This is a genomic window from Yoonia sp. JB2-21, assembly GCF_055693545.1.
Genome location: NZ_JBVFUC010000001.1, coordinates 128,485 through 148,764, shown reverse-complemented (window position 1 = coordinate 148,764; position 20,280 = coordinate 128,485). Strand labels below are relative to the sequence as shown.

Below are 20,280 nucleotides of genomic sequence, written 5' to 3'. Positions count from 1 at the left end.
ATGAGCTTTGACGTTGCAAAGATCCGCGCCGATTTTCCGATTCTGTCACGAGAGGTGAATGGCAAGCCGCTGGTCTATCTCGACAATGGGGCATCGGCCCAAAAGCCGCAGGTCGTGATAGATGCTGTCACCCGCGGCTATGCTGAGGAATACGCGAATGTGCACCGTGGGTTGCACTATCTCAGCAATCTGTCGACTGAACGCTATGAAGGTGTGCGTGGCATCATTGCGCGTTTTCTGAATGCCCCGTCAGAGGATGAGATCATCATCAACTCTGGCACCACCGAAGGCATCAATATGGTGGCCTACGGGTGGGCCATGCCCCGCATGCAGGCCGGTGATGAAATCGTGCTGTCGATTATGGAGCATCACGCCAATATCGTGCCATGGCACTTTCTGCGTGAACGTCAGGGTGTGGTGATTAAATGGGTCGATGTGGATGCCAACGGCGATTTGGATCCGCAAAAGGTCATTGATGCGATTGGTCCAAGGACCAAGTTGGTCGCGGTGACACATATGTCCAACGTGCTTGGCACAGTGGTCGATATAAAGGCCATCACGGCCGGTGCGCATGCGAAAGGTGTGCCTGTGTTGGTCGATGGCAGCCAATCTGCGGTGCATATGCCGGTAGATGTCGCTGATATTGGCTGTGACTTCTATGCGATTACCGGTCACAAGCTTTATGGTCCATCTGGGTCAGGTGCAATCTATGTCGCCAAGGACCGCATGTCCGAGATGCGCCCTTTCATGGGTGGCGGTGACATGATCCGCGATGTGACACGGGAAGAGGTGACGTGGAACGATCCACCGATGAAGTTTGAAGCGGGCACGCCGGGGATCGTCCAGACGATTGGGCTGGGTGTGGCGCTTGACTATATGATGAACATCGGGATGGACCAGATTGCCGCCCATGAACAAGGTTTGCGGGACTATGCCCGTGATCGTCTTGATGGGCTGAATTGGTTGAACGTGCAGGGGCAGTCGGCCACCAAAGGCGCGATCTTCTCGTTCAAGATGCAGGGTGCGGCGCATGCGCATGATATTTCAACCGTGCTGGACAAAAAGGGTGTCGCAGTCCGCGCGGGCACCCATTGCGCGATGCCATTGATGGAACATATGGGCGTGGGGGCGACCTGCCGGGCGTCCTTTGGCGTCTATAACACGACCGAAGAGGTCGATGTGCTGATTGATGCGCTGGAACTCTGCCACGATCTTTTTGCCTAGGTTGGTGCCATCTTCTTTGAAAGAGTGTCCGAGCAAGAGTTGTGTTAAGGCAGGCAACTCGGTTAGGCTTTAGGACGAACGCATTGTTTTTTTGCATATTTTTGAGGTCATCCTGCGGTGCTGGAACATGACTTGAAGGGTCTCACCCTTGCAGAATTCCAAGACTTGAATTCAAAAAAACTCATTGCTGTCTACTCGTTCCGCTTTGATGCAGACCTTGTTCCCGCGCTTAAGGAAAACCTCTGGCCAGTCGTTGATGGTTTCGTGTCGTGGGACGATCGGGCGGCAGAGGGCATCTTCACTTCCGAAGGTGAACGGCGGCAAAAACTAATCGAGGAAGCACGTCGCCTGGGTGCAGATTGGGTTTTGGGGGTCGATCCTGATGAACGGCTGGAAAAAAATGCTGCGAAAAAGATCAGGCGCTGTATGCGAAAAAAGCGACCAGCGATCTGGAGTTTCCCCTTCCGCGAACTTTATGAGGCAGACAAATATCGGTCTGATGGCATTTGGAATCGGAAACGAGCACAGCGCCTGTTTCCGGTAAGTGATAAGATGGTATTTGAGTATGACGCGCTGCATAGCCAGTTTCCACCGATCTATCCGGTGCTTGCGGTGCGAAATGCCGATATCAACTTCTATCATCTCAAGATGATGGACCCACGGCGAAGATCAGCGCGCCGGGATTTATATAATAAACTTGACCCGCTCAACGCGTATCAATCCGTCGGATATGACTATCTTGCTGATGAGACCGGCCTGGAGCTGACGCAAATTGAGACTGATCGTGTTTACTTTCCAAAACATGAAGAAAACGGCGGCCTTTGGATGGCGGATCTTGGTCAAGATGAGAATGACAAAACTGACCATAGCAGTGACCGCATAAGAGATAAAACGCCTGTGCGCGTTGACGCCGGGCAGCTGGAAAAGCAAGTGAACAACCCCGAAGACCTGCAACTGATCGCAGACGCTCTGGCGCATCAAGGTAAATTCACAGAACGAATGGGCATTTTGTTGTCTCGGTCAAGTAAGATGACCTTTAACAGTCGCATCGAAGAATTGCGGTTTCAGCCGCCGCTTGGGCAAACAACACAAGAGAACTGTTTTCAACACATGGGATGGTCCGCAGGGGATGTTTCGATTGCCTGGGGGCGTGATGCAAAACCATTCGCCGCGATGACAGCAATTGCAATGGGTGTGGGCGCGCCCGATGAACTGCGGCATGCGGTTGCATCACTTCTATCGCAGTCCGAGGATACGAGCGTGATCGTTGTTAATTCAGGTGGTGGCAATTTGCAGGCCCTTCTGGGCGAAATGCATGACAAGGTTATCGCTGTATCAGTGCCCGAACGGGTTTTTGTCGGAGCCGCACGGAATATCGGCATTTACCTGTCCAGCGCGACCTGGATTTCTTTCCTTGCCGCTGACTGTGTCGCCCGCCCCGGATGGACTGCGGCACGTTTGAAAAAACACCTTGATGGATATTCCGCAGTATCGTCGCCTGTGGTGAACAGCCACCCGCACAGCGCCATTGCATGGGCCTATCACTTGTCGCTGTATCTGTTGCGCTTGCCCGATACGCCTGAAAAATATCGCATTGATTATGGTCTTTCATTGGAACGTAAGTTGATCGAGAGGGTAGGATACTATGATGCCTCTTTGCGCGTTGAGGAAGATACGGCGCTGAAGGGGCTGATCGCCGCCATTGCAAAGACTGGCTTTGCCGAAGGTGCGTTGACCGAGCATAGAGCGGAAACGCGATTGATCCGGGCAATGATTGAGGCGGTGCAGCGCAGGCGTCGCGCCGTGCGGCTGAGACCAATTATGGCAGATCGGTCGCTTGAACGCCGGTTTGGACGGCCTTGGTTTGCATTCCGTGCAGCAATCAAACGCACTTTTGTGGCTAAGTATCAACATGTTCATCGCGTGAGACGTGGCCTTGCACCTCTTCAAAAGGCTTCAGCCTTTAAACAGGGCATGGCTCTGCAGCCGCTGTTTGCTTGTGCAGACATATTCGGACTTGCGCTGGAGTTCCCACGTGAAATACGCGATCGCAGCCGAGCACAGAACATTCTTTCTGCGTTGCGATCGGGCAAACTTCACAAAGCCGAAAGGCTGGTGGCAAAGTGGCATGGCGAAACGCGTCTTGGTGAATTTGCGTCACGTGAATTGGCCGCTGAATTGGCTTTGGCCGGTCTGAATGCAGAGGCGGTCACTGTGCTTGATCGCATGGCGCGGGTATATGCAAGTTCTTCAAATGTGAACCGGCTGAAACGATCAATCTTGAACGAGCTTTTTTGTTCGCATTAGGTCGGTCACTTGCCCGACGAATGGCGCGATCTCGTCAGGGTCCAGGTGGTGCAATTAATGGGCCTGTTTCACGAGTTTTTTGTTCAGTGAAAGGTATAGCCGTTGCGAGGGACGGGGTTGGCGTCTATAGAGGCCGATAAAGCACCCGTAGCTCAGCTGGATAGAGCGCTGCCCTCCGAAGGCAGAGGCCAGAGGTTCGAATCCTCTCGGGTGCGCCAATTTCTAATTCAACGGGCCGTTGCCAAGTGTCGGATTTAGGCCAACATTGATCTAAATGTCGGTCCAGACACATCGCAAGTCTCTTTGCGTTTGACTTGGATTCCCGCAAAACGGTTAGTGTTGGCAAACGCATCCCATTGCCCGAAGGAAGAATGATGACCAAGACACAGTTGAACTATATTGCGGGCGACTGGGTCGCCGGGCCGAGTGAGATCACGAATATCAATCCCTCTGATCTCTCTGATGTCGTGGGAACATTCGCACAAGCCAGCGGTGATCAGTTGGACACCGCATCGGACGCCGCCAAACAGGCCCAAGCGGAATGGGCACGCTATGGATTGGAACGTAAGCAAACCGTCTTGATGGCGATCGGCAATGAGCTGATGGCGCGTGCAGAAGAATTGGGTGCTTTGCTGAGCCGCGAAGAGGGCAAACCGCTGGCAGAGGGTAAGGGAGAGGTTTTTCGCGCCGGGCAGTTCTTTACTTACTTTGCTGCCGAAGTCTTGCGCCAGATCGGTGACACTGCCGACAGCACCCGCGACGGGATCGAGGTGGATGTGCGCCGTGAGCCGGTGGGTGTCGTGGCAATCATCAGCCCTTGGAATTTCCCCACTGCGACAGCCAGTTGGAAAATTGCCCCGGCCTTGGCTTTTGGCAACGCAGTGCTTTGGAAGCCTGCGAACCTGACACCGGCCTCTGCCGTCGCCTTGACCGAGATTATTGCGCGTCAGGACATCCCGAAAGGTCTGTTCAACCTTGTGATGGGTGCTGGCAGTGATGTCGGCCAGCGCTTGGTTGAAAGCCCCAAGGTGGATGCGATTTCCTTTACGGGCTCTGTGCCCGTGGGCAAGGGTATTGCAGCTGCCGCGATCCAGAACCTGACCAAAGTGCAGATGGAGATGGGATCGAAAAACGCGCTTGCCGTGATGGATGATGCCGACGTTGATCTGGCGGTGACGCTTGCGCTGGGTGGTGCTTTTGGTGGGACTGGTCAGAAATGTACCGCGTCCTCGCGTCTGGTGGTGCATGAAGCTGTGCACGACGCATTTGTGGAAAAACTGGTGGCCGGAGCTGAGGCGATGAAAGTCGGGCACGCCTTGGCGGAGGGAACGCAGATTGGTCCCGTTGTCAGCGAACAGCAACTGAACGAAAACCTGGCCTATGTCGAAAAGGGGCAGTCCGAAGGTGCGGAATTGGCCTGCGGTGGTGTGCGTGTAAGCCGCAACACCGAGGGCTACTTTATGACGCCCGGTGTCTTTGTGAACACCACCAACGATATGATTATTAACCGCGAAGAGATGTTTGCACCCTTGGCCGCCGTCATCAAGGTTGGCAGCTATGATGAGGCATTGCATGTGGTCAACGATACGCGATTTGGCCTGACATCCGGGATTGTCACCAAGAGCCTCGCGCGCGCCACGCATTTCCGGCGCAATGCGCGCACGGGCTGTGTGATGGTGAACCTGCCAACGGCTGGCACGGATTATCACGTCCCCTTCGGTGGGCGCGGGGATAGCTCTTATGGTCCGCGCGAGCAGGGCGCTTATGCGGCAGAGTTTTATACCACCGTGAAAACCGCCTATATTTCGTCCGGCACCCCGGAGTAAATCATGTACCGCATAGATGGCCTGCAATATGCCAATTGGTCTGAGAAAGTCTTTCGCCAGATGCGCGAAGGCGGGGTTGATGCGGTGCATGTCACCATTGCCTACCATGAGAATTTTCGCGAAACCGTGCTGAATATCGCACAATGGAACCGTTGGTTTGAGCAGTTTCCCGATCTGATTTTCCACGGTGAATGGGCCAGCGACGTGGAAAAAGCGCGCGAAATGGGCCGCACGGCGATCTTCTTTGGTTTTCAGAACCCCAGCCCGATTGAGGATGATATCGGGCTTGTCGAAGTTCTGCACAAACTGGGCGCGCGGTTTATGCAGCTCAGCTACAACAACCAATCCTTACTAGCCACGGGTTGCTATGAGGCCGAGGACCCGGGCATCACCCGCATGGGCCGTCAGGTGATCAAGGAAATGAACCGCGTGGGGATGGTCGTGGATATGAGCCATTCTGCGGATCGTTCGACCATTGAGGCGGCAGAGATTTCAGAACGCCCAATCGCCATTACCCATGCGAATTTGCATGAATGGCAGCCGGCTTTGCGCAACAAGCGTGATGATGTGGTGCGTGCTGTCACGCAGAATGGTGGGATGATGGGGTTTTCGCTCTATCCACACCACCTCAAAGACAAATCCGACTGCGCGGTTGAAAGCTTTTGCACCATGATCGCGCGTGCGGCCGAGCAGTTTGGCGCGGAGCACTTCGGCATCGGGTCTGATCTGTGCCAAGATCAACCGGATAGCGTGGTTGAATGGATGCGCGTTGGGCGTTGGAGCAAAGAGATCGACTATGGTGAAGGGTCCGCCGGTGCGCCGGGCTTTCCACCCATGCCAAGTTGGTTCAACGACAACCGTGATTTTGACAATATCGAAGCAGGGCTAAAGGCCGTGGGCTTTGACGCGGGCGAGGTTGCGGGGTTGATGGGTGGCAATTGGTATCGGTTCTTTGCCGAGAATTTCACACCGGCGGCATCGACCTAGAGATCAAGCGATTGCAGTTTCTGGTGTTGCCGGGCCGCCAAGGCGTCAACTTCGGTTTTGGTGGCGTCACTCAGCACGCCCCCCGGTTTGCGCACTGTGTCATGCGCGATCACACCGCGTTGCGCCAGCGTGTATTTACGGATCGCCAAGCCCAAGCCTGGTTGCGCTTCATAGCGCACCATCGGCATGTAGGCGTCAAAGATGTCGCGCGCATGGTTCAAATCGCCGGAGCGATACGCCGCAACGACTTGGACCATCATCTCGGGGTAGGCAAACCCCGTCATCGCGCCATCAGCACCGCGCAGCATCTCTTCCAGCAGGTAAAGCCCGCCATTGCCACACAGGATCGAGATGCGCCGCGCGCCAGCGTCCGAGGCGGCGCGGAGGGCGCTGATTTTGTCCAAGCCCGGCCAGTCTTCGTGTTTGAGCATCACACAGGTGGGGCAGTCTGCGACGATTTGTAGGATCACAGACGTTGGGATCACGACATTCGTCACGAGCGGAAAGTCCTGTAGCACAAAGGGCGCAGCGCCCAGCACCTCTGCGGTGTTGTGGTAGTAGGTGACGATCTGTGCATCGGTTTTCAGGTTACCCGGGGGCGCGACCATGACGCCAGCAGCACCAAGGTCCATCGCCGCGTCTGACAGCGTCTTCATCGCGGCAAATCCGGGGGCAGAAACGCCCACAACGACCGGAACCGCACTGCGCGCAGTGACGCGTTTGACGATCGCTATGGCTTCGTCTGCCGTCAATTTTCCTGCTTCGCCCATCATCCCTAGGATGGTGAGGCCCGTGGCACCTTTCTCAACGTAGAAATCAACCATGCGGTCGACACTGTCCCAGTCGATGGCCCCATCTGGTAAAAAGGGCGTGACGGCGATGGTAAAGACGCCTTGTGCGCTTTCATCAAGCATGAACCGCTCCCGTGTGGCTGAGCCCCAGAGCGATTTGCCCCAAGGCCATTGCGACTGCTGCTTGGCAGGGCTCGACAACCGGAAGCCCGGTTTCGCTTTCTACTGTACCGCGATATTGGGCCATCCCGGCGCATCCCATGATCAGCACATCGGCCCCATCATCGTCGCGCAGGCGCTTTGCTGTGGCAATCATTGCGGCGAGGCTTTTGTCTGGATCGGCAAGGTCTGCCACCCCGAGCCCAAGTGCGCGGTCACCGGCCATCCGGTTTAATACGCCCATCCCGCCAAAGGCACGCAGATGGCGGGGTATGGATCCGGGCAGGATCGCGATCACGCCAAAGCGCTGCCCAAGCGTGAGGGCTGTCATGACAGCCGCTTCCTGAATACCTACGACGGGTAGGGTGGTTTGGTCGCGCAGCGCGTGCAAGCCCGGGTCCCCAAAGCAGGCGATGACATATCCTGCCGCATCTTTTTGTGAGGCCGCGAGTTTCAGCATTGGCGCGATCGTCAGATCGGCTTGGCGCTGGCTTTCGATGCCGGGTGGTCCCTCACTCAGCGTCAGGCAACGGATCGGTGTGCCGAACTTACGCAGCGGATCAACGGCGGCTTTGATGCCGACCGTGACGTCCTGAGACGCGTTCGGGTTGATCACAATCAACGTATCGCGGTTCATGCGCCCTCTCGTGTGGCTGACTGAATTTCAATTTGGTAGCCTTCGGGGTCGTTGAAGACAAACGCACGAATACCAATCTCATCGTTGACAAAGAGTTCCGACAAAGCGTCCAACTGTTCTTCTTTGGCATAGGCGTACCATGCATCCACATCGGGGACCCGGATGCAAAACTGTACCGGTTTGATGGCCTGCCATTTGTTCATGCCGCGGCTTTCATCGACCAGACCAATATGCGCACCCGGGCACACGCGGTAGATTTTGCACCATCCCTGATCAATCGCGAGTGACAGACCGAGGATCTCTTCGTAAAACCGCATCGCGCGGGGCAGGTCCCGGTAGTAGAAGAACGTGATTGCAAGGTCATTGGGAACGTCTGGGCGGGGCATTTTCATCTCTAACTTTGCGGTGATGTGGGTGTGACGGTAAGGGCCGGGCGGTCGATCTTGCGCCCTGATCCGGCTGTTGCAAAACATTGCCCATCTTGAACAATGTGCTTGCCGCGCAACCAGACGTCCGTCGGCCATCCTGTCACAGAGTAACCAACCCACGGGTTGTAGCCCACATTGTCATGCAAGTCGTTTTCGCCATAGGTGACGGTTTTGTCCGGGTCCCACAGCGCGATGTCTGCGTGCATTCCGGGGGCAAGAGCCCCTTTCTGCGGCAACCCGTAGATTGCAGCTGGTCCGCTGGCGGTGAGTTGTGCGAACGCCTCTGGTCCGCCTTGGCCCTTGTTCATCATCGCATCAAACATCAGCGGTAGTCGCGTTTCCAAGCCGGGCAGACCATTGGCGATTTCGTGAAAACCGGCCTTTGGCCCGGCCGAGAGTTTGCCGCTTTCATCAAAGCGGTAAGGCGCATGATCCGACGAAACCAATTGAAGGTCACCGGCGGCCAGTGCTTGCCAAAGTGCTTTTTGGTCTGCCTCCTGCCGTTGCGGGGGGAACACATCCATTTGGCTCCGTCCAACCCGGGTTGGCGTAAGATGTCCTCTGTCATGAACAGGTAATGCGGACAGGTCTCTGCCCAGACCGGTGCGCCACGGGACCGCGCAGCGCGGACTGCTGCAGCACCTTCGGATGTCGAGATATGAAACAGCATTACCGGTTGACCAAGGTATTCGGCAAACCGGCAAATGCGTTCAACCGCTTCGATCTCGGCCATGCGGGGATGTGATGCGGCGTGATAGATTGGCGCAGTTTGCCCTGCAGCAATCAAGGCAGCCTTAGCCTGCGCGATGATCGCGTCGTTTTCAGCGTGGACGCAGACCAACGCGCCATGTGTCCGTGCCGCGCGCATCACCGATAGGATTTGCGCGTCAGAGAGTTGAATATTGTAGGTCGTGAACAGTTTGATCGATCGGTTGCCGGCGGCAATGAGGGTGCTGAGGTCAGTCTCAAAGTCGGGTACGTGCGTGTCGGTTACTGTCAAATGGAAGGCATAGTCGATCATCGCACCGCGCTGTGCGCGTGCTGTGTAGTCCTTGACGGTTTCCGTAATCCTTTCGCCTTTGGCTTGGGCGGCGAAGGAGATCACGCTTGTCGTGCCGCCCATTGCGGCAGACATCGTGGCCGTCTCAAACGTATCAGCGTTCATCACGCCCATGCCGGACATCTGTTCGATGTGCGCATGCGGATCAATGCCGCCGGGCATGACAAATTTCCCTGTGGCGTCAAGCGTTTTGGCCGCGGCGCCAAGGTTTGTGCCAATCGCCGCAATCTCTTCGCCGCGCAGCGCGAGGTCCGTTGTGACAACGCCATCCGGCGTGACGATCTGCCCACCAGAGATTATGAGATCAAACGGATCAGGCAACGCGTCGGTCCTTGCAATTCATCGCAGTATGTTGCCCTGCGGATGACAGTATTCGCAAGTCCCTTACGTCCGGTCCTGTTTGGTTTTCAGATCACGTACCGATGCGCGTCCAATCATATGTGCGCCAATTGGCGAGGTCAGCATCAAAAACAGAATAATGGCGACCACCCGTGCGGTGATTTCAGTCTCATGCAGGTAGATCGCGCAACCGATCAGGATCAGGCTGCTGCCCAGAATACCAGCTTTTGTTGAGGCGTGCATGCGCATCAAGACGTCTGGCAGGCGCAAGACGCCGATCGCCGCGATCAATGCAAAGAAGCCGCCCAACAGCAGAAACACCGCGATAATAACATCAGTCATGTGCCGTCTCCTGCGTCCGGGCGTCGCGACGTTCGGCAAAGCGTGCCAGTGCGACGGTCGCCAGAAAGCCCACCAGCGCGAGAACCAAAGCCACATCCAGCATCGCGTAGACGCCTGTCGCGACGGCGACGACGCCGCAGACCGCGATGATACTCACCGTCATCATATCCAGTGCGACAACGCGGTCGGCCAATGTCGGGCCGCGGGCAAGGCGGATGAAGGCGATGGCCAGCGACAGCATAACCATCACAAAGGTGGCATAGATTGAGAGATCCAGAAACTCAGCGGATGTCATGGGGCGAATACCTCTTTGACCATACGTTCCATGCCTGATTTGAGGTCGCGGATTACCGCCTCTGGGTCATCAGCGAACATCGCATGGACGATCAGGGTTTTGCGGTCCGGCGTCACATCAAGGCTGAGTGTGCCCGGGGTGAGCGAGATGAGGTTCGTGACCAGCAGAATTTCGATGTCTGATTTGACGTCGAGCGGCATTTCCAAAATAGCGGGGTTACTGCGATCTTTCGGTGTCAGCACGTCATAGGCCACCTGCAAGCTAGAGACGCACAAATCGTAAAGGAAGAACAGGACCAGACGCACGATGCGATACGCCCGCAGATAGTATCCGTTCGGCCCGCCAAACAGCGGTTGCGCGATCCACAGCGTGAAAAAGCCGACGTGGAAGCCGACAACCAGTTGGGTCAGTGTAAAGCTCCCCCACAAGCCGGCCCAGATGACGGCTAACAGCAGGTTGAGAAGAAACAGGTTCATGATGCCTCTCCTAGCACGGCGGTGATATAGGCGGATGGATCAAGTAATTGTTCTGTTGTGCGTTCCGCGAACTGAACGAATGGTTCAGGGTTCAGACCGATGATGATCGTCAGGATCGCAAGTCCAGCAACCGGGATGATTTGAGCCGCTTTGTTGGGCAGGGTTTTCAGTTCTGGCTCAATTCCATCCGGGTGAGGTTTCCAGAATGCCTCGGCCCAGATTTTGGTCATGGAATAGATCGTCATCAGACCCACGGCGAGAGCGATGAAGGCGACAAACCACATCTCAAGGTCCAGCGTGGCTTTGGCGATGATGTATTTTGCCCAGAAGCCTGAGAGTGGGGGAAAACCTGCCAGAGAGAACGCTGGGATCAGGAAGAGGATGGCAAGGAACGGGGCGGATTTATAAAGGCCGCCGATCTGGTAAACCTCTGTCCCGCCTGTCAGCCGCTTGGCGATGCCTGCGATCAGGAACAGGTTCGCTTTCACGATGATATGGTGCACCAGATAGAACACCGCACCCACCAGCGCGAGCGGTGTCATCAATGCGAGACCAAGGATCATATATCCAATCTGGCTGATGATGTGGAAAGACAGGATTTTGCGGAAATCCGATTGTGCAGCGGCCCCCAAGACCCCGATCACCATGGTCAGGCAGGCGACCCACAAAAGCACCGTATGCGTGAACCCGATGTCGTGGTCGAGGACCATCGTGAACATGCGGATCAGGGCATAGACGCCGACCTTGGTCAGAAGGCCCGCAAAGACCGCAGAAACCGAAAAGCTGGGCGTGTGATAGGCCGCAGGTAGCCAAAAGAAGAGGGGGAAGACCGCCGCCTTTACCCCGAAGGCCACCATGAACATCATGGCGACAACGGTTAGCAGACCTTGGTTTTCGACTTGGTCCACTTTCACCGCGAGGTCCGCAAAGTTTAGCGTGCCAGTCATGCCGTAAAGCAAGCCGATGCCGGTCAGAAAAAGGATCGTCGAGATCAGGTTCAGCGCCACATATTTGACGCCACCGTCGATCTGCTCTTTCCCGCCGTTCAGGATCAGCAGGCCGAACGATGCGATCAGCATGACCTCAAACCAGACGTAGAGATTGAAGAGGTCACCGGTCAGGAAAGCGCCTGTGACGCCGGCCAGCAGGATTTGAAACAGGGCATGATAGCCCAGCTTCGCCTGTCGTTCAGTGATATCGCCCAACGCATAGATCGCGACCGCAAAGCCAGTGATCGCGGTGATCAGGACCATGACCGCAGACAGCAGATCAGCGACGAGCGTGATGCCGAAGGGCGCGGGCCAATTCCCCATTTGCCCGGCAATGACGCCAGCATCGAGCACGACGATCATTAGGGCAATGGACGCCAGCAGGCCCAGTCCCGATCCAATGATCGACACCCATGCCCCAAGGGCAGAGGACCGCAGCAAATAGGCAATGATCGCTGCCGCAAATGGGATAACCAAAGGAAGGGTGAGATACCAACTCATGTTCTTAGTTTTCTTTAGGTTCGGCGACGCGCATCTCGTCGGTATTCAGGGTGCCCAGGCTTTGGTAGGCGCGGAAGGCAAGGATGAGAGCAAAGGCAAACAGGCCAAAGCCGATAACAATGGCGGTTAGCACAAGCGCTTGGGGCAGGGCATTCGCGACGACGCCAATGGGCGCATCAACACCATCAGGCACCAAGGGCGGCGCACCGGGGGTCAGGCGACCAGCGACGAAAATCGTCAGGTTGGCTGCGTTCGACAAAAGGATCAGCCCAAAGAGGAACCGCAGCAGATTGCGCGCCAGCATCAGATAGACGGCAGACGCGACCAAGATACCGATCAGGACAGAGAGCAGTTGTTCCATCAGACGGCCTCTTCCAAGGCGAAGGTGATCGACAGGATCGCACCAAGAACAACGAGGTAAACGCCAATATCAAAAACCAGCACCGACGATAGCGGCAGTCCCTTGCTGTCATCGGTCGCTCCAACAAAGAGCCACTGTCCGGTAAAAAGCGCATCCCCCCAAAATACCGCCATTACGCCGGCAAAAAGGGCAATCCCAAGACCCGCGCCTGCAATGCTGCCGGGGTCAAAGCGGAGCGCCTTGCGTGCATCCGCGGTCCCGCAGGCAATCGCATAGACCACAAAGCCCGTGGCGGCGATTAGCCCGCCGATAAAGCCACCACCGGGGGCATTGTGACCACGCAGCAGCATATAGGCTGAAAACACCAACAGCAGCACCGCTTGGACGCGTGCGCCCGCAATCAGGATGATCGAATTCATGGTTTTTCCTCCTCTGGTTTGCTTTTGAGCAGGGCAAAGATGCTGATTGCGGCGATCAGGACGACAGCGATTTCACCAAAGGTATCCAGCGCGCGGAAGTCAACGAGGATGACATTGACAATGTTCTGGCCAAACGCCTCGGGCCAGCTGGTGGTTTCGAAGAATGTTGTGAGTTCGCGATCAATTGGGCCGGTTGTGACTTTCAGCAAAATAACCGTCGTGACGATCCCCAAGCCCACCGCGATGATGGCGTCAAGCCAGCGTTTGCTGTGCGGTTCTTTCGTCAGGCTGGGCAATTTCAACGCGGCGGCCGCGAATAAGACGACGACAAGCGTTTCTACCAGCAGCTGGGTGATGGCCACGTCAGGCGCACTATAGAGGATGAATATCATCGCCATCCCGATGCCGACCACACCAAGCCCCGCAATCGCTGTGATCCGCGAATTGGTGATCAGCGTCAGCACCGCACCCAACAAGACCAGTACAAACACCAGCCAATCCCACAATTCGACCTGCGGTATGCCCATCGCGGGAATGCCGGTGCTGCGGAACCAGAGTGTTCCTGCCAAAACGACCAACGCGGTCCCAAACGTCACGACCATATAGTGGTACAAAACCCCTGTCTGGATCATGCGGGTCAGCGCTTTGGAACCTGATGCGATCCCGGCCATCAGCTTGTTCCAACCGTTGTCAAAGCTGGGGGCGCGGGTGGTCAGGTCAATCAAGCCGGCGCGGAGCTTGAGTTTCAACGCATAGATCGTGAATCCCAAAACAAAGGTGGCGATGCTGAGGAACAGGGGCACGTTCACTCCCGCCCAAAGTTTCAACTCCTTCGCAGGTTCGGCATTGCCGATGATGGCTGCGACCATCGGGTTGACCAATGCGTTTGCAAGAACTTCGGGGAAAATGCCAAAAAACGCACCAAGGATGGCCAGAATCACCGGGCCAACCAGCATGGGCCAAGGTGCTTCCTTCACATGGGGGATGGGTGTGCCGGATTTGCTCCAGAATGGGCGGAACGACACGATGCCTGCGATTGCCACCATCAACGCGCTTGAGATCAGAAAGGCACCAGCAACAAGAACTGGTTCTGACGCCACCGCAATCGCGCCGGCATATTTCAGCTCTTTGCCGATGAAACCCAGGAATGGTGGAAAGCCGGCCATCGAGAATGCAGCGATGGCGGCGGCCGCTGCCGTAATTGGCATAGCGCGTGCCATACCAAAGAGTTTGCCTGCCTCACGCGTCCCGGTCTGCGCGTCAAGAATGCCAACGACAAGGAACAGGGCTGCCTTGTAAAGCGAGTGAACGATCAGGAATGTTGCCGCCGCTGTGATGGTATAGCCACTTTCATTGCCAAGCAGCAGCGTCAACGCGCCAAGCGCCATCAACGTTGTGTAGGCCAAAGCGAGCTTGAGGTCGGTTTGACGCAGGGCCATCACTGACGCGAAGACCATCGTAATGGCCCCCGCAATCGTCAGTGTCCAAAGCCAGAAATCAGTACCTGCCAGCGACGGGTGCGTGCGGGCCATCAGGTAGACGCCGGCTTTTACCATCGTTGCCGAGTGGAGATAGGCGCTGACCGGGGTCGGTGCTGCCATTGCGTTCGGAAGCCAGAAGTGAAACGGCATTTGCGCAGATTTGGTGAAGGCCCCCGCAAGGACCAGCAACGCAATGGGCAGATACATCACGCTGTCTGTCAGCACGCCATCCATCGCATTGATTTCAGACATCTCAAACGTGCCAGCCGTCGTGCCAATCAGGATGATGCCTGCCAATAGCGCAAGTCCGCCGACGCCTGTCATCATCAGTGCCTGCAGGGCAGAACGCCGCGCCTTGACGGTGTCGTGGCTAAAGCCGATCAACAGGTAGGATGTGATTGTCGTGAGTTCCCAAAAAACGAATAAAGCCAAAAGGTTATCGGATACAACCAATCCAATCATCGCGAGCATAAAGCTGGTCAGATAAAGTGAAAACCTTGCTTGGTGAACATGCCCTGCCAGATAGCGTGCAGAGTACAGCATCACCAGTGCACCAATACCCGTGATAAGCAGCGCAAAGGTCAGGCTGAGGCCGTCGATGTAGATGCTGACGTTCACACCAAGGCTGGGCACCCATTCCCACACAAGGCGGAGGGTATCCCCCGCCGCAATTACCGGGATCATTTGGGCAAACCAGACGAACAGGCTGCCAGCGATGACGACAGGAAGAAGGCCAGCGAACGTCATCCAGCGGGTCGGCGTTGAAGTATCCAATTTGGTATTCCGGTCAGTCTTGAATGCAGTAGGTGCAGCGCACGGTAGCGTGCAGGCGGAGGTCAGCAATAAAGGTGAAGAGAGCGTCTAATGATAGATTTTTGCCGCAAGTGTTATCCTCGTTTATTTTGTCTATGCGCATTGCATAAGTTCCTTGTGAAAAGCCAAACCAGCGCAGAGCACATTTGTAGGCCGACGCTATTATGATTTAGCCCTTGTGACAGTGCATGTAGCATCTTGGTTGCTATAGAGAAGGCAATGAGATAGTAATATTTGATAGGAAATTCCTATCGAGTGAGCATGAATGACGAAGCTGCCAAGCCTGCGCCAACTCCGATATCTGGTCGCTTTGTCGGAGGCGCGCCATTTTCGTAAAGCGGCAGAAGCAATGGGGATCAGTCAGCCCTCTCTCAGCCTGCAAATTGGCAATCTGGAAGAATTGCTTGGCGCGCGTCTGGTCGAGCGGGGACGGGGACCTGTTACGCTGACGCCGGAAGGGCGCGAGGTCGTTTTACGTGCCGCACGCATTGTGGATGAGGTGCGCGGTATTGTGGATCTTACCGCATCGCTGCAAACGGGGCTGACCGGGACGATCCGGTTGGGGACAACCCCGACAATCGGTCCCTATTTGATGCCATTTGTGGTCGAGCGGTTACATGCCAAGTATCCTGATCTCAGGCTCTATATTCGCGAAGTGGTGCCGCGTGATCTGCGCGGTGGCCTTCTGGCGGGCAGTTTGGACGTGATTTTGACCCAACTGCCGGAAGGTGGCGCCGATCTGACGACGCAGCGGCTTTTTCGCGAGCCGCTCTTACTTGCGATGCCTGATGACCATCCGCTGACGGCTAAGAACGAAGTGACCGAGGCCGACATTGCAGAGTTGAATGTGCTTTCACTAGGTCCGGACTATGCGATGCATGCGCAGATTTCGGCGTTATGTCAGCAGCATGGGGGCATTCTTGCGCGTGACTACGAAGGCACCAGCCTTGATGCGATCCGACAGATGGTGGGAATGGGAATGGGCGTTGCGTTCCTGCCACGCCTTTATGCGCGATCTGAAATTGATAGTCGGTCCAGCAATGTGACTGTGCGCCCATTTCGTCGAAGTACAGTGACCCGATCAATCGGGCTTGTCTGGCGCAGTGCGGCTGGGGCAGGGATGTTTGAGCGTTTGTCAGATGTGATCAAAGCCGCAGCGCGCGCGAATCTACAGACGGGGACATCGCCTGTTATTCTTGATTAGTGAGAGTGGCTTAGCCGCGCCAACTGCGGACTTGACCGCAATCCATATGCACAAAGTTTGATCTGCTGTAGCGGCCAACCCCACCAGCGCGACAGGCCAAGGCAGCATTCGCCATTTGTGTCGTTGTCCGGCCTGTCAGACGCAAATCTGCCGCCTGACCACGCATATGCAAAGAGTTACGTGCAACGCCACCATTGCGTGTTCTGAGCATCTGGTTGGTTCGCGGAGAGCGGTATCCGGACAACAACAGATAGGGTTCTGTCGTATCCATCAGGTTGAGGGCGGCGGACATGATGTCGATGGTGCGCAGGTCCATTTGGACTGCCTCACCAGTACGCCAATCACGCATGTGCATATTAATTTCGCGCACAGCCTCGGCGATATATTCGCCTTCGATCCAATAGATTGTCTCAAGCCTTTCACCTGTACGCCCTGAATGCATACCGATGCGGCGTATATCACCCGCGCCACGCAAAAAACCTGCTGCGTTTGAGTATGTCGGAGCAGCTGTCACAGCCGTAGCTGCAAACGCGCCCAATAATCCACGTCTGGTAATCCCAGAGGAGTTCTTTTCTGTCATGTACTTAGCGCCTGTCCCGTCGCCCAACTACTTTCCGCTTTACAGCGGATTTTTGCCATCGTCCCCCAGATGTGGGGTGTATATGTCATAAATCGAATCGTTGACCAAGGCCTGTTTAACTTTTTCTCTTAACAACTGGGAAATTGGCGAATTTTTGCGCAGATGTGTCGTTGAGAACTCTATGTCACAGGCAAGGGCTGCATCTGAGCAACACTCTATTTCCACTTAGGGGTCTCTCGTTTTTGTCAATAGACACGCGTGCGGGTAGGGATAAGCATACTGTTTAACGATAAAACGCTGCTATAAACCAAGCTATTAGTTCTTTCGAGGGGATCTGCATAAGATGTCAGTTTCACGAGTCCGTTCACGACCATTCGCAGGCATGATCTGTGCTACCTTGGCCGCATTCCTTTTGCTTTTTACTGCGCCACAATCACAGGCGCAGGTCACCGAATTCCGCCAAGCAGTCGCGCAAGCCGCTGCAAGTGATCCTGACCTTGTCAGCTTCTATCGCGAACGCGGCTTCAACGGCATCTGGAGCACGAGTGGTGACCGCAATCGCCGCAACGCGCTGTTTGCCGCGTTTCGTGCGGCGGCAGATCATGGGTTGCCCCCAAATGCATACGACGCCGACGGGTTGATTGCTCAATTGCAGGCCGCGACAACGCCACAAGAACAAGGGCGTCTAGAGGTCGAGCTTTCGCGTCGTTTTCTGGACTATGCACGTGATGTACAGACTGGTTTGCTGACACCTTCGCGTATTGACTCTGCAATCCACAGGCAGGTGCCCTTGCGTTCGCCAGTCAGCACCCTGCGTGCGTTTGAGCAATCAAATCCCGCTGCATTCATCCGCGCGCTGCCGCCGAGTGCGCCAGAATACACCCGCCTGATGGCTGAAAAGATGCGCATGGAGCGTCTGCTTGCTGATGGCGGATGGGGTTCGCAGGTTCCTGGTCGGAAACTAGAGCGTGGTGACACCGGCAACAACGTTGTCGCGTTGCGCAACCGGCTGATCGCGATGGGTTTCTTGCCACGCACGAATACCCAAACCTATGACGATGCGATTTTCGGCGCTGTGCAACGCTTTCAGCAAGCCCATGGTCTTGCGATTGATGGCACTGCCGGTCCGGGCACATTGGAAGAGATCAACGTGCAACCAGAAGCGCGGCTGCGGTCGATCATCGTTGCAATGGAGCGTGAGCGCTGGATCAACCGGCCACGTGGGGAACGTCATGTCTGGGTGAATATCACCGATTTTACCGCCAAGATTATCGACAACGGCGTCGAGACATTCTCGACCCGGTCTGTTGTTGGCGCGCGTGACCGTGACCGCGTAACACCCGAGTTTTCGGATGTGATGGAATTCATGGTCATTAATCCAAGCTGGTATGTTCCGCGTTCTATCATCACGAAAGAGTACCTGCCGCAGTTGCGTAACAATCCCCGCGCTGTGCGCAACCTTGTGATCACCGACAGCCGTGGACGTGTTGTAGATCGCAACACAGCCGATTTTAGCGGCTACACTGCGGCAACATTTCCTTATTCGATGCGTGAACCCCCAAGTCAGGGTAATGCCTTGGGACTGGTAAAATTCATGTTCCCGAACCGCCACAACATTTATCTACATGACACACCTGCTAAGAGCCTGTTCGGGCGCGAAGTGCGCGCCTATAGCCATGGATGTGTTCGTCTGGCTGACCCGTTCGACTTTGCCTATGCGTTGCTTGCGGCACAAGTCGGCAATCCAGAGGAAGTGTTTCAGGCGCATCTGCGGACAGGTCGTGAGCGGCGCGTTGATCTCGAGGCACCGGTGCCGGTTCATCTGGTCTACCGAACGGCGACCGTACCGGCCGATGGTCGCGTGCAATTCCGCCGCGACATCTATGGGCGTGACGGTCGGATCTGGAATGCGCTGTCAAGCGAAGGGGTGGCCCTTCGCGCAGTTCGCGGGTAAATCTGAACTCGGAGTTTGATCCGGGGGCACGATGGCACATAAGGTGAAAGATATTGCAGCGGCGCTTGGGGCAGAAGCCTTTGGCGCCGTTGATCTTTTGGTGGATAGCGCGGCAGAACCAGCTGCGGCTGGCCTGCGTGACCTCGCGCTGGCAATGACACCAGCATATGCCGATGCACTTGGGCAGGGACAGGCACGCGCAGCGGTGGTTTGGCTAGGTGCTGACTGGCAGGCACTGGGTCTGGAGGCCGCAATCATCGCACCGCGCGCCAGATTGGCGATGGCAGGGCTGACGCAGATGCTCGATCAGCCCTTACCGCGTGGCGGGGTCAGCGCGCATGCTGCAATTGATCCCACAGCGACGATTGGTGCGGGCGTCACGATTGGTGCATTCACCGTTGTCGGACCAAAGGCGGTCATCGGGGACAACACATGGATCGGAGATCAGGTCAGCGTCGCGGAGGGCGTGCGAATTGGCGTTGACTGCCAGATCCATTCCGGTGTGCGACTGCGCCGAGGCGTCGAGCTGGGTGCGCGCGTGATCCTACAGCCCAATGCGGCCATTGGTGGGGATGGGTTTTCCTTCGTCACAGCGGAGCCATCGAATGTGGAAAAGGCGCGCGAAACCTTGGGTGAGGCCGAAATGCAGGCACCTGACGATCCAACATGGCACCGTATCCATTCACTTGGTGGTGTCACAATTGGCGATGATGTCGAGGTTGGCGCGAATTCCTGTGTCGATGCAGGCACGATCCGCGCCACGCGGGTTGGACAGGGCACAAAAATAGATAGTCTTGTGCAGGTTGGGCATAATGTCATTGTTGGCGAACATTGCCTGCTTTGTGCGCAAGCGGGCGTTGCGGGGTCCACAGTCATCGGTGACAGGGTCGTCGTCGGCGGCAAGGTCGGTGTCGCGGACAATCTGATTGTTGGCGACGACGTCGTGCTTGGCGGTGGCAGCGTGGTGCTGTCGAACGTGCCAAAGGGACGGATGATGATGGGCTATCCCGCCACCAAGATGAAAACACATATAGACGGCTACAAAGCTCTTCGCCGACTGCCCCGGACGCTGCGTGATCTGGCAAAGCGTTAAACGGCTGTTTCAAA

19 protein-coding genes, 1 tRNA gene and 1 pseudogene are annotated in these 20,280 nt (G+C 56.1%); 8 read left to right on the top strand and 13 right to left on the bottom strand.

Annotation, left to right across the window (positions count from 1 at the left end):
* From ACZ1G5_RS00675 to ACZ1G5_RS00655, 5 genes are all read left to right on the top strand, one after another.
* A complete protein-coding gene (locus ACZ1G5_RS00675; RefSeq protein ID WP_472731027.1) occupies window positions 1–1,224 on the top strand; it encodes a cysteine desulfurase in 1,224 nt (407 codons plus the stop codon).
* A gap of 132 nt (window positions 1,225–1,356) precedes the next feature.
* Window positions 1,357–3,531 (top strand): glycosyltransferase family 2 protein, encoded by a 2,175-nt coding sequence (locus ACZ1G5_RS00670; RefSeq protein ID WP_472731026.1) that lies wholly within the window; start codon window positions 1,357–1,359, stop codon window positions 3,529–3,531.
* Window positions 3,532–3,672: 141 nt separating this feature from the next.
* Window positions 3,673–3,749, top strand: a tRNA-Arg gene (locus ACZ1G5_RS00665).
* A gap of 156 nt (window positions 3,750–3,905) precedes the next feature.
* Window positions 3,906–5,357: an aldehyde dehydrogenase family protein gene (locus tag ACZ1G5_RS00660; protein WP_472734243.1), complete on the top strand. Its 1,452-nt coding sequence runs from the start codon at window positions 3,906–3,908 to the stop codon at window positions 5,355–5,357.
* 3 nt (window positions 5,358–5,360) lie between these two features.
* Window positions 5,361–6,344 carry a membrane dipeptidase gene (locus tag ACZ1G5_RS00655; protein WP_472731025.1) on the top strand — a complete coding sequence of 328 codons (984 nt, stop codon included), beginning with the start codon at window positions 5,361–5,363 and terminating at the stop codon, window positions 6,342–6,344.
* Here ACZ1G5_RS00655 and ACZ1G5_RS00650 read toward each other — a convergent pair.
* The 12 genes and pseudogenes from ACZ1G5_RS00650 to mbhE form a co-directional block, all read right to left on the bottom strand.
* Window positions 6,341–7,258 carry a dihydrodipicolinate synthase family protein gene (locus tag ACZ1G5_RS00650; RefSeq protein WP_472731024.1) on the bottom strand — a complete coding sequence of 306 codons (918 nt, stop codon included), beginning with the start codon at window positions 7,256–7,258 and terminating at the stop codon, window positions 6,341–6,343. The two genes, ACZ1G5_RS00655 and ACZ1G5_RS00650, sit on opposite strands and share 4 nt — an antisense overlap.
* The gene (locus tag ACZ1G5_RS00645) at window positions 7,251–7,931 is read right to left on the bottom strand and encodes an aspartate/glutamate racemase family protein (RefSeq protein ID WP_472731023.1); all 681 of its coding nucleotides are present in this window, start codon (window positions 7,929–7,931) and stop codon (window positions 7,251–7,253) included. The genes ACZ1G5_RS00650 and ACZ1G5_RS00645 overlap by 8 nt, the downstream gene beginning before the upstream one ends.
* Window positions 7,928–8,317 carry a VOC family protein gene (locus ACZ1G5_RS00640; protein ID WP_472731022.1) on the bottom strand — a complete coding sequence of 130 codons (390 nt, stop codon included), beginning with the start codon at window positions 8,315–8,317 and terminating at the stop codon, window positions 7,928–7,930. The genes ACZ1G5_RS00645 and ACZ1G5_RS00640 overlap by 4 nt, the downstream gene beginning before the upstream one ends.
* Before the next feature lie 8 nt (window positions 8,318–8,325).
* Entirely contained in the window at window positions 8,326–8,883 is a 558-nt protein-coding gene (locus tag ACZ1G5_RS00635) for an amidohydrolase family protein (protein WP_472731021.1), read from the bottom strand.
* 317 nt (window positions 8,884–9,200) lie between these two features.
* Window positions 9,201–9,533: pseudogene (locus ACZ1G5_RS00630) on the bottom strand (dihydropyrimidinase); the annotation flags it as partial.
* Between the two features lie 270 nt (window positions 9,534–9,803).
* The gene (gene mnhG, locus ACZ1G5_RS00625; protein ID WP_472731020.1) at window positions 9,804–10,100 is read right to left on the bottom strand and encodes a monovalent cation/H(+) antiporter subunit G; all 297 of its coding nucleotides are present in this window, start codon (window positions 10,098–10,100) and stop codon (window positions 9,804–9,806) included.
* Window positions 10,093–10,395, bottom strand: a complete 303-nt coding sequence (locus ACZ1G5_RS00620; RefSeq protein WP_472731019.1) for an MrpF/PhaF family protein — start codon at window positions 10,393–10,395, stop codon at window positions 10,093–10,095. The genes mnhG and ACZ1G5_RS00620 overlap by 8 nt, the downstream gene beginning before the upstream one ends.
* Window positions 10,392–10,871, bottom strand: a complete 480-nt coding sequence (locus ACZ1G5_RS00615) for a Na+/H+ antiporter subunit E (protein WP_472731018.1) — start codon at window positions 10,869–10,871, stop codon at window positions 10,392–10,394. The genes ACZ1G5_RS00620 and ACZ1G5_RS00615 overlap by 4 nt, the downstream gene beginning before the upstream one ends.
* Window positions 10,868–12,361, bottom strand: a complete 1,494-nt coding sequence (locus ACZ1G5_RS00610; RefSeq protein ID WP_472731017.1) for a Na+/H+ antiporter subunit D — start codon at window positions 12,359–12,361, stop codon at window positions 10,868–10,870. The genes ACZ1G5_RS00615 and ACZ1G5_RS00610 overlap by 4 nt, the downstream gene beginning before the upstream one ends.
* Window positions 12,362–12,365: 4 nt before the next feature.
* Complete coding sequence (locus tag ACZ1G5_RS00605; RefSeq protein ID WP_472731016.1) at window positions 12,366–12,722, bottom strand: Na+/H+ antiporter subunit C; 357 nt, start codon at window positions 12,720–12,722, stop codon at window positions 12,366–12,368.
* Entirely contained in the window at window positions 12,722–13,141 is a 420-nt protein-coding gene (locus ACZ1G5_RS00600; RefSeq protein ID WP_472731015.1) for a Na+/H+ antiporter subunit B, read from the bottom strand. The genes ACZ1G5_RS00605 and ACZ1G5_RS00600 overlap by 1 nt, the downstream gene beginning before the upstream one ends.
* Complete coding sequence (gene mbhE / locus ACZ1G5_RS00595; RefSeq protein WP_472731014.1) at window positions 13,138–15,396, bottom strand: hydrogen gas-evolving membrane-bound hydrogenase subunit E; 2,259 nt, start codon at window positions 15,394–15,396, stop codon at window positions 13,138–13,140. The genes ACZ1G5_RS00600 and mbhE overlap by 4 nt, the downstream gene beginning before the upstream one ends.
* A gap of 304 nt (window positions 15,397–15,700) precedes the next feature.
* Between mbhE and ACZ1G5_RS00590 the strand changes: the two genes are divergently transcribed.
* A complete protein-coding gene (locus ACZ1G5_RS00590) occupies window positions 15,701–16,639 on the top strand; it encodes a hydrogen peroxide-inducible genes activator (protein WP_472731013.1) in 939 nt (312 codons plus the stop codon).
* Window positions 16,640–16,649: 10 nt separating this feature from the next.
* Here the strand turns inward: ACZ1G5_RS00590 and mepK are convergent, their stop codons facing one another.
* Window positions 16,650–17,219, bottom strand: coding sequence for a peptidoglycan L,D-endopeptidase MepK (gene mepK / locus ACZ1G5_RS00585; RefSeq protein ID WP_472731012.1), 570 nt, complete (start codon window positions 17,217–17,219; stop codon window positions 16,650–16,652).
* 382 nt (window positions 17,220–17,601) lie between these two features.
* Here mepK and ACZ1G5_RS00580 point away from each other — a divergent pair, with 382 nt between their 5' ends.
* Both ACZ1G5_RS00580 and ACZ1G5_RS00575 read left to right on the top strand, forming a co-directional pair.
* On the top strand, window positions 17,602–19,173 hold the full coding sequence (locus ACZ1G5_RS00580; protein ID WP_472731011.1) for a L,D-transpeptidase family protein: 1,572 nt from the start codon (window positions 17,602–17,604) through the stop codon (window positions 19,171–19,173).
* Window positions 19,174–19,204: 31 nt separating this feature from the next.
* Window positions 19,205–20,266 (top strand): UDP-3-O-(3-hydroxymyristoyl)glucosamine N-acyltransferase, encoded by a 1,062-nt coding sequence (locus ACZ1G5_RS00575; protein WP_472731010.1) that lies wholly within the window; start codon window positions 19,205–19,207, stop codon window positions 20,264–20,266.
* Window positions 20,267–20,280 lie beyond the last annotated feature (14 nt).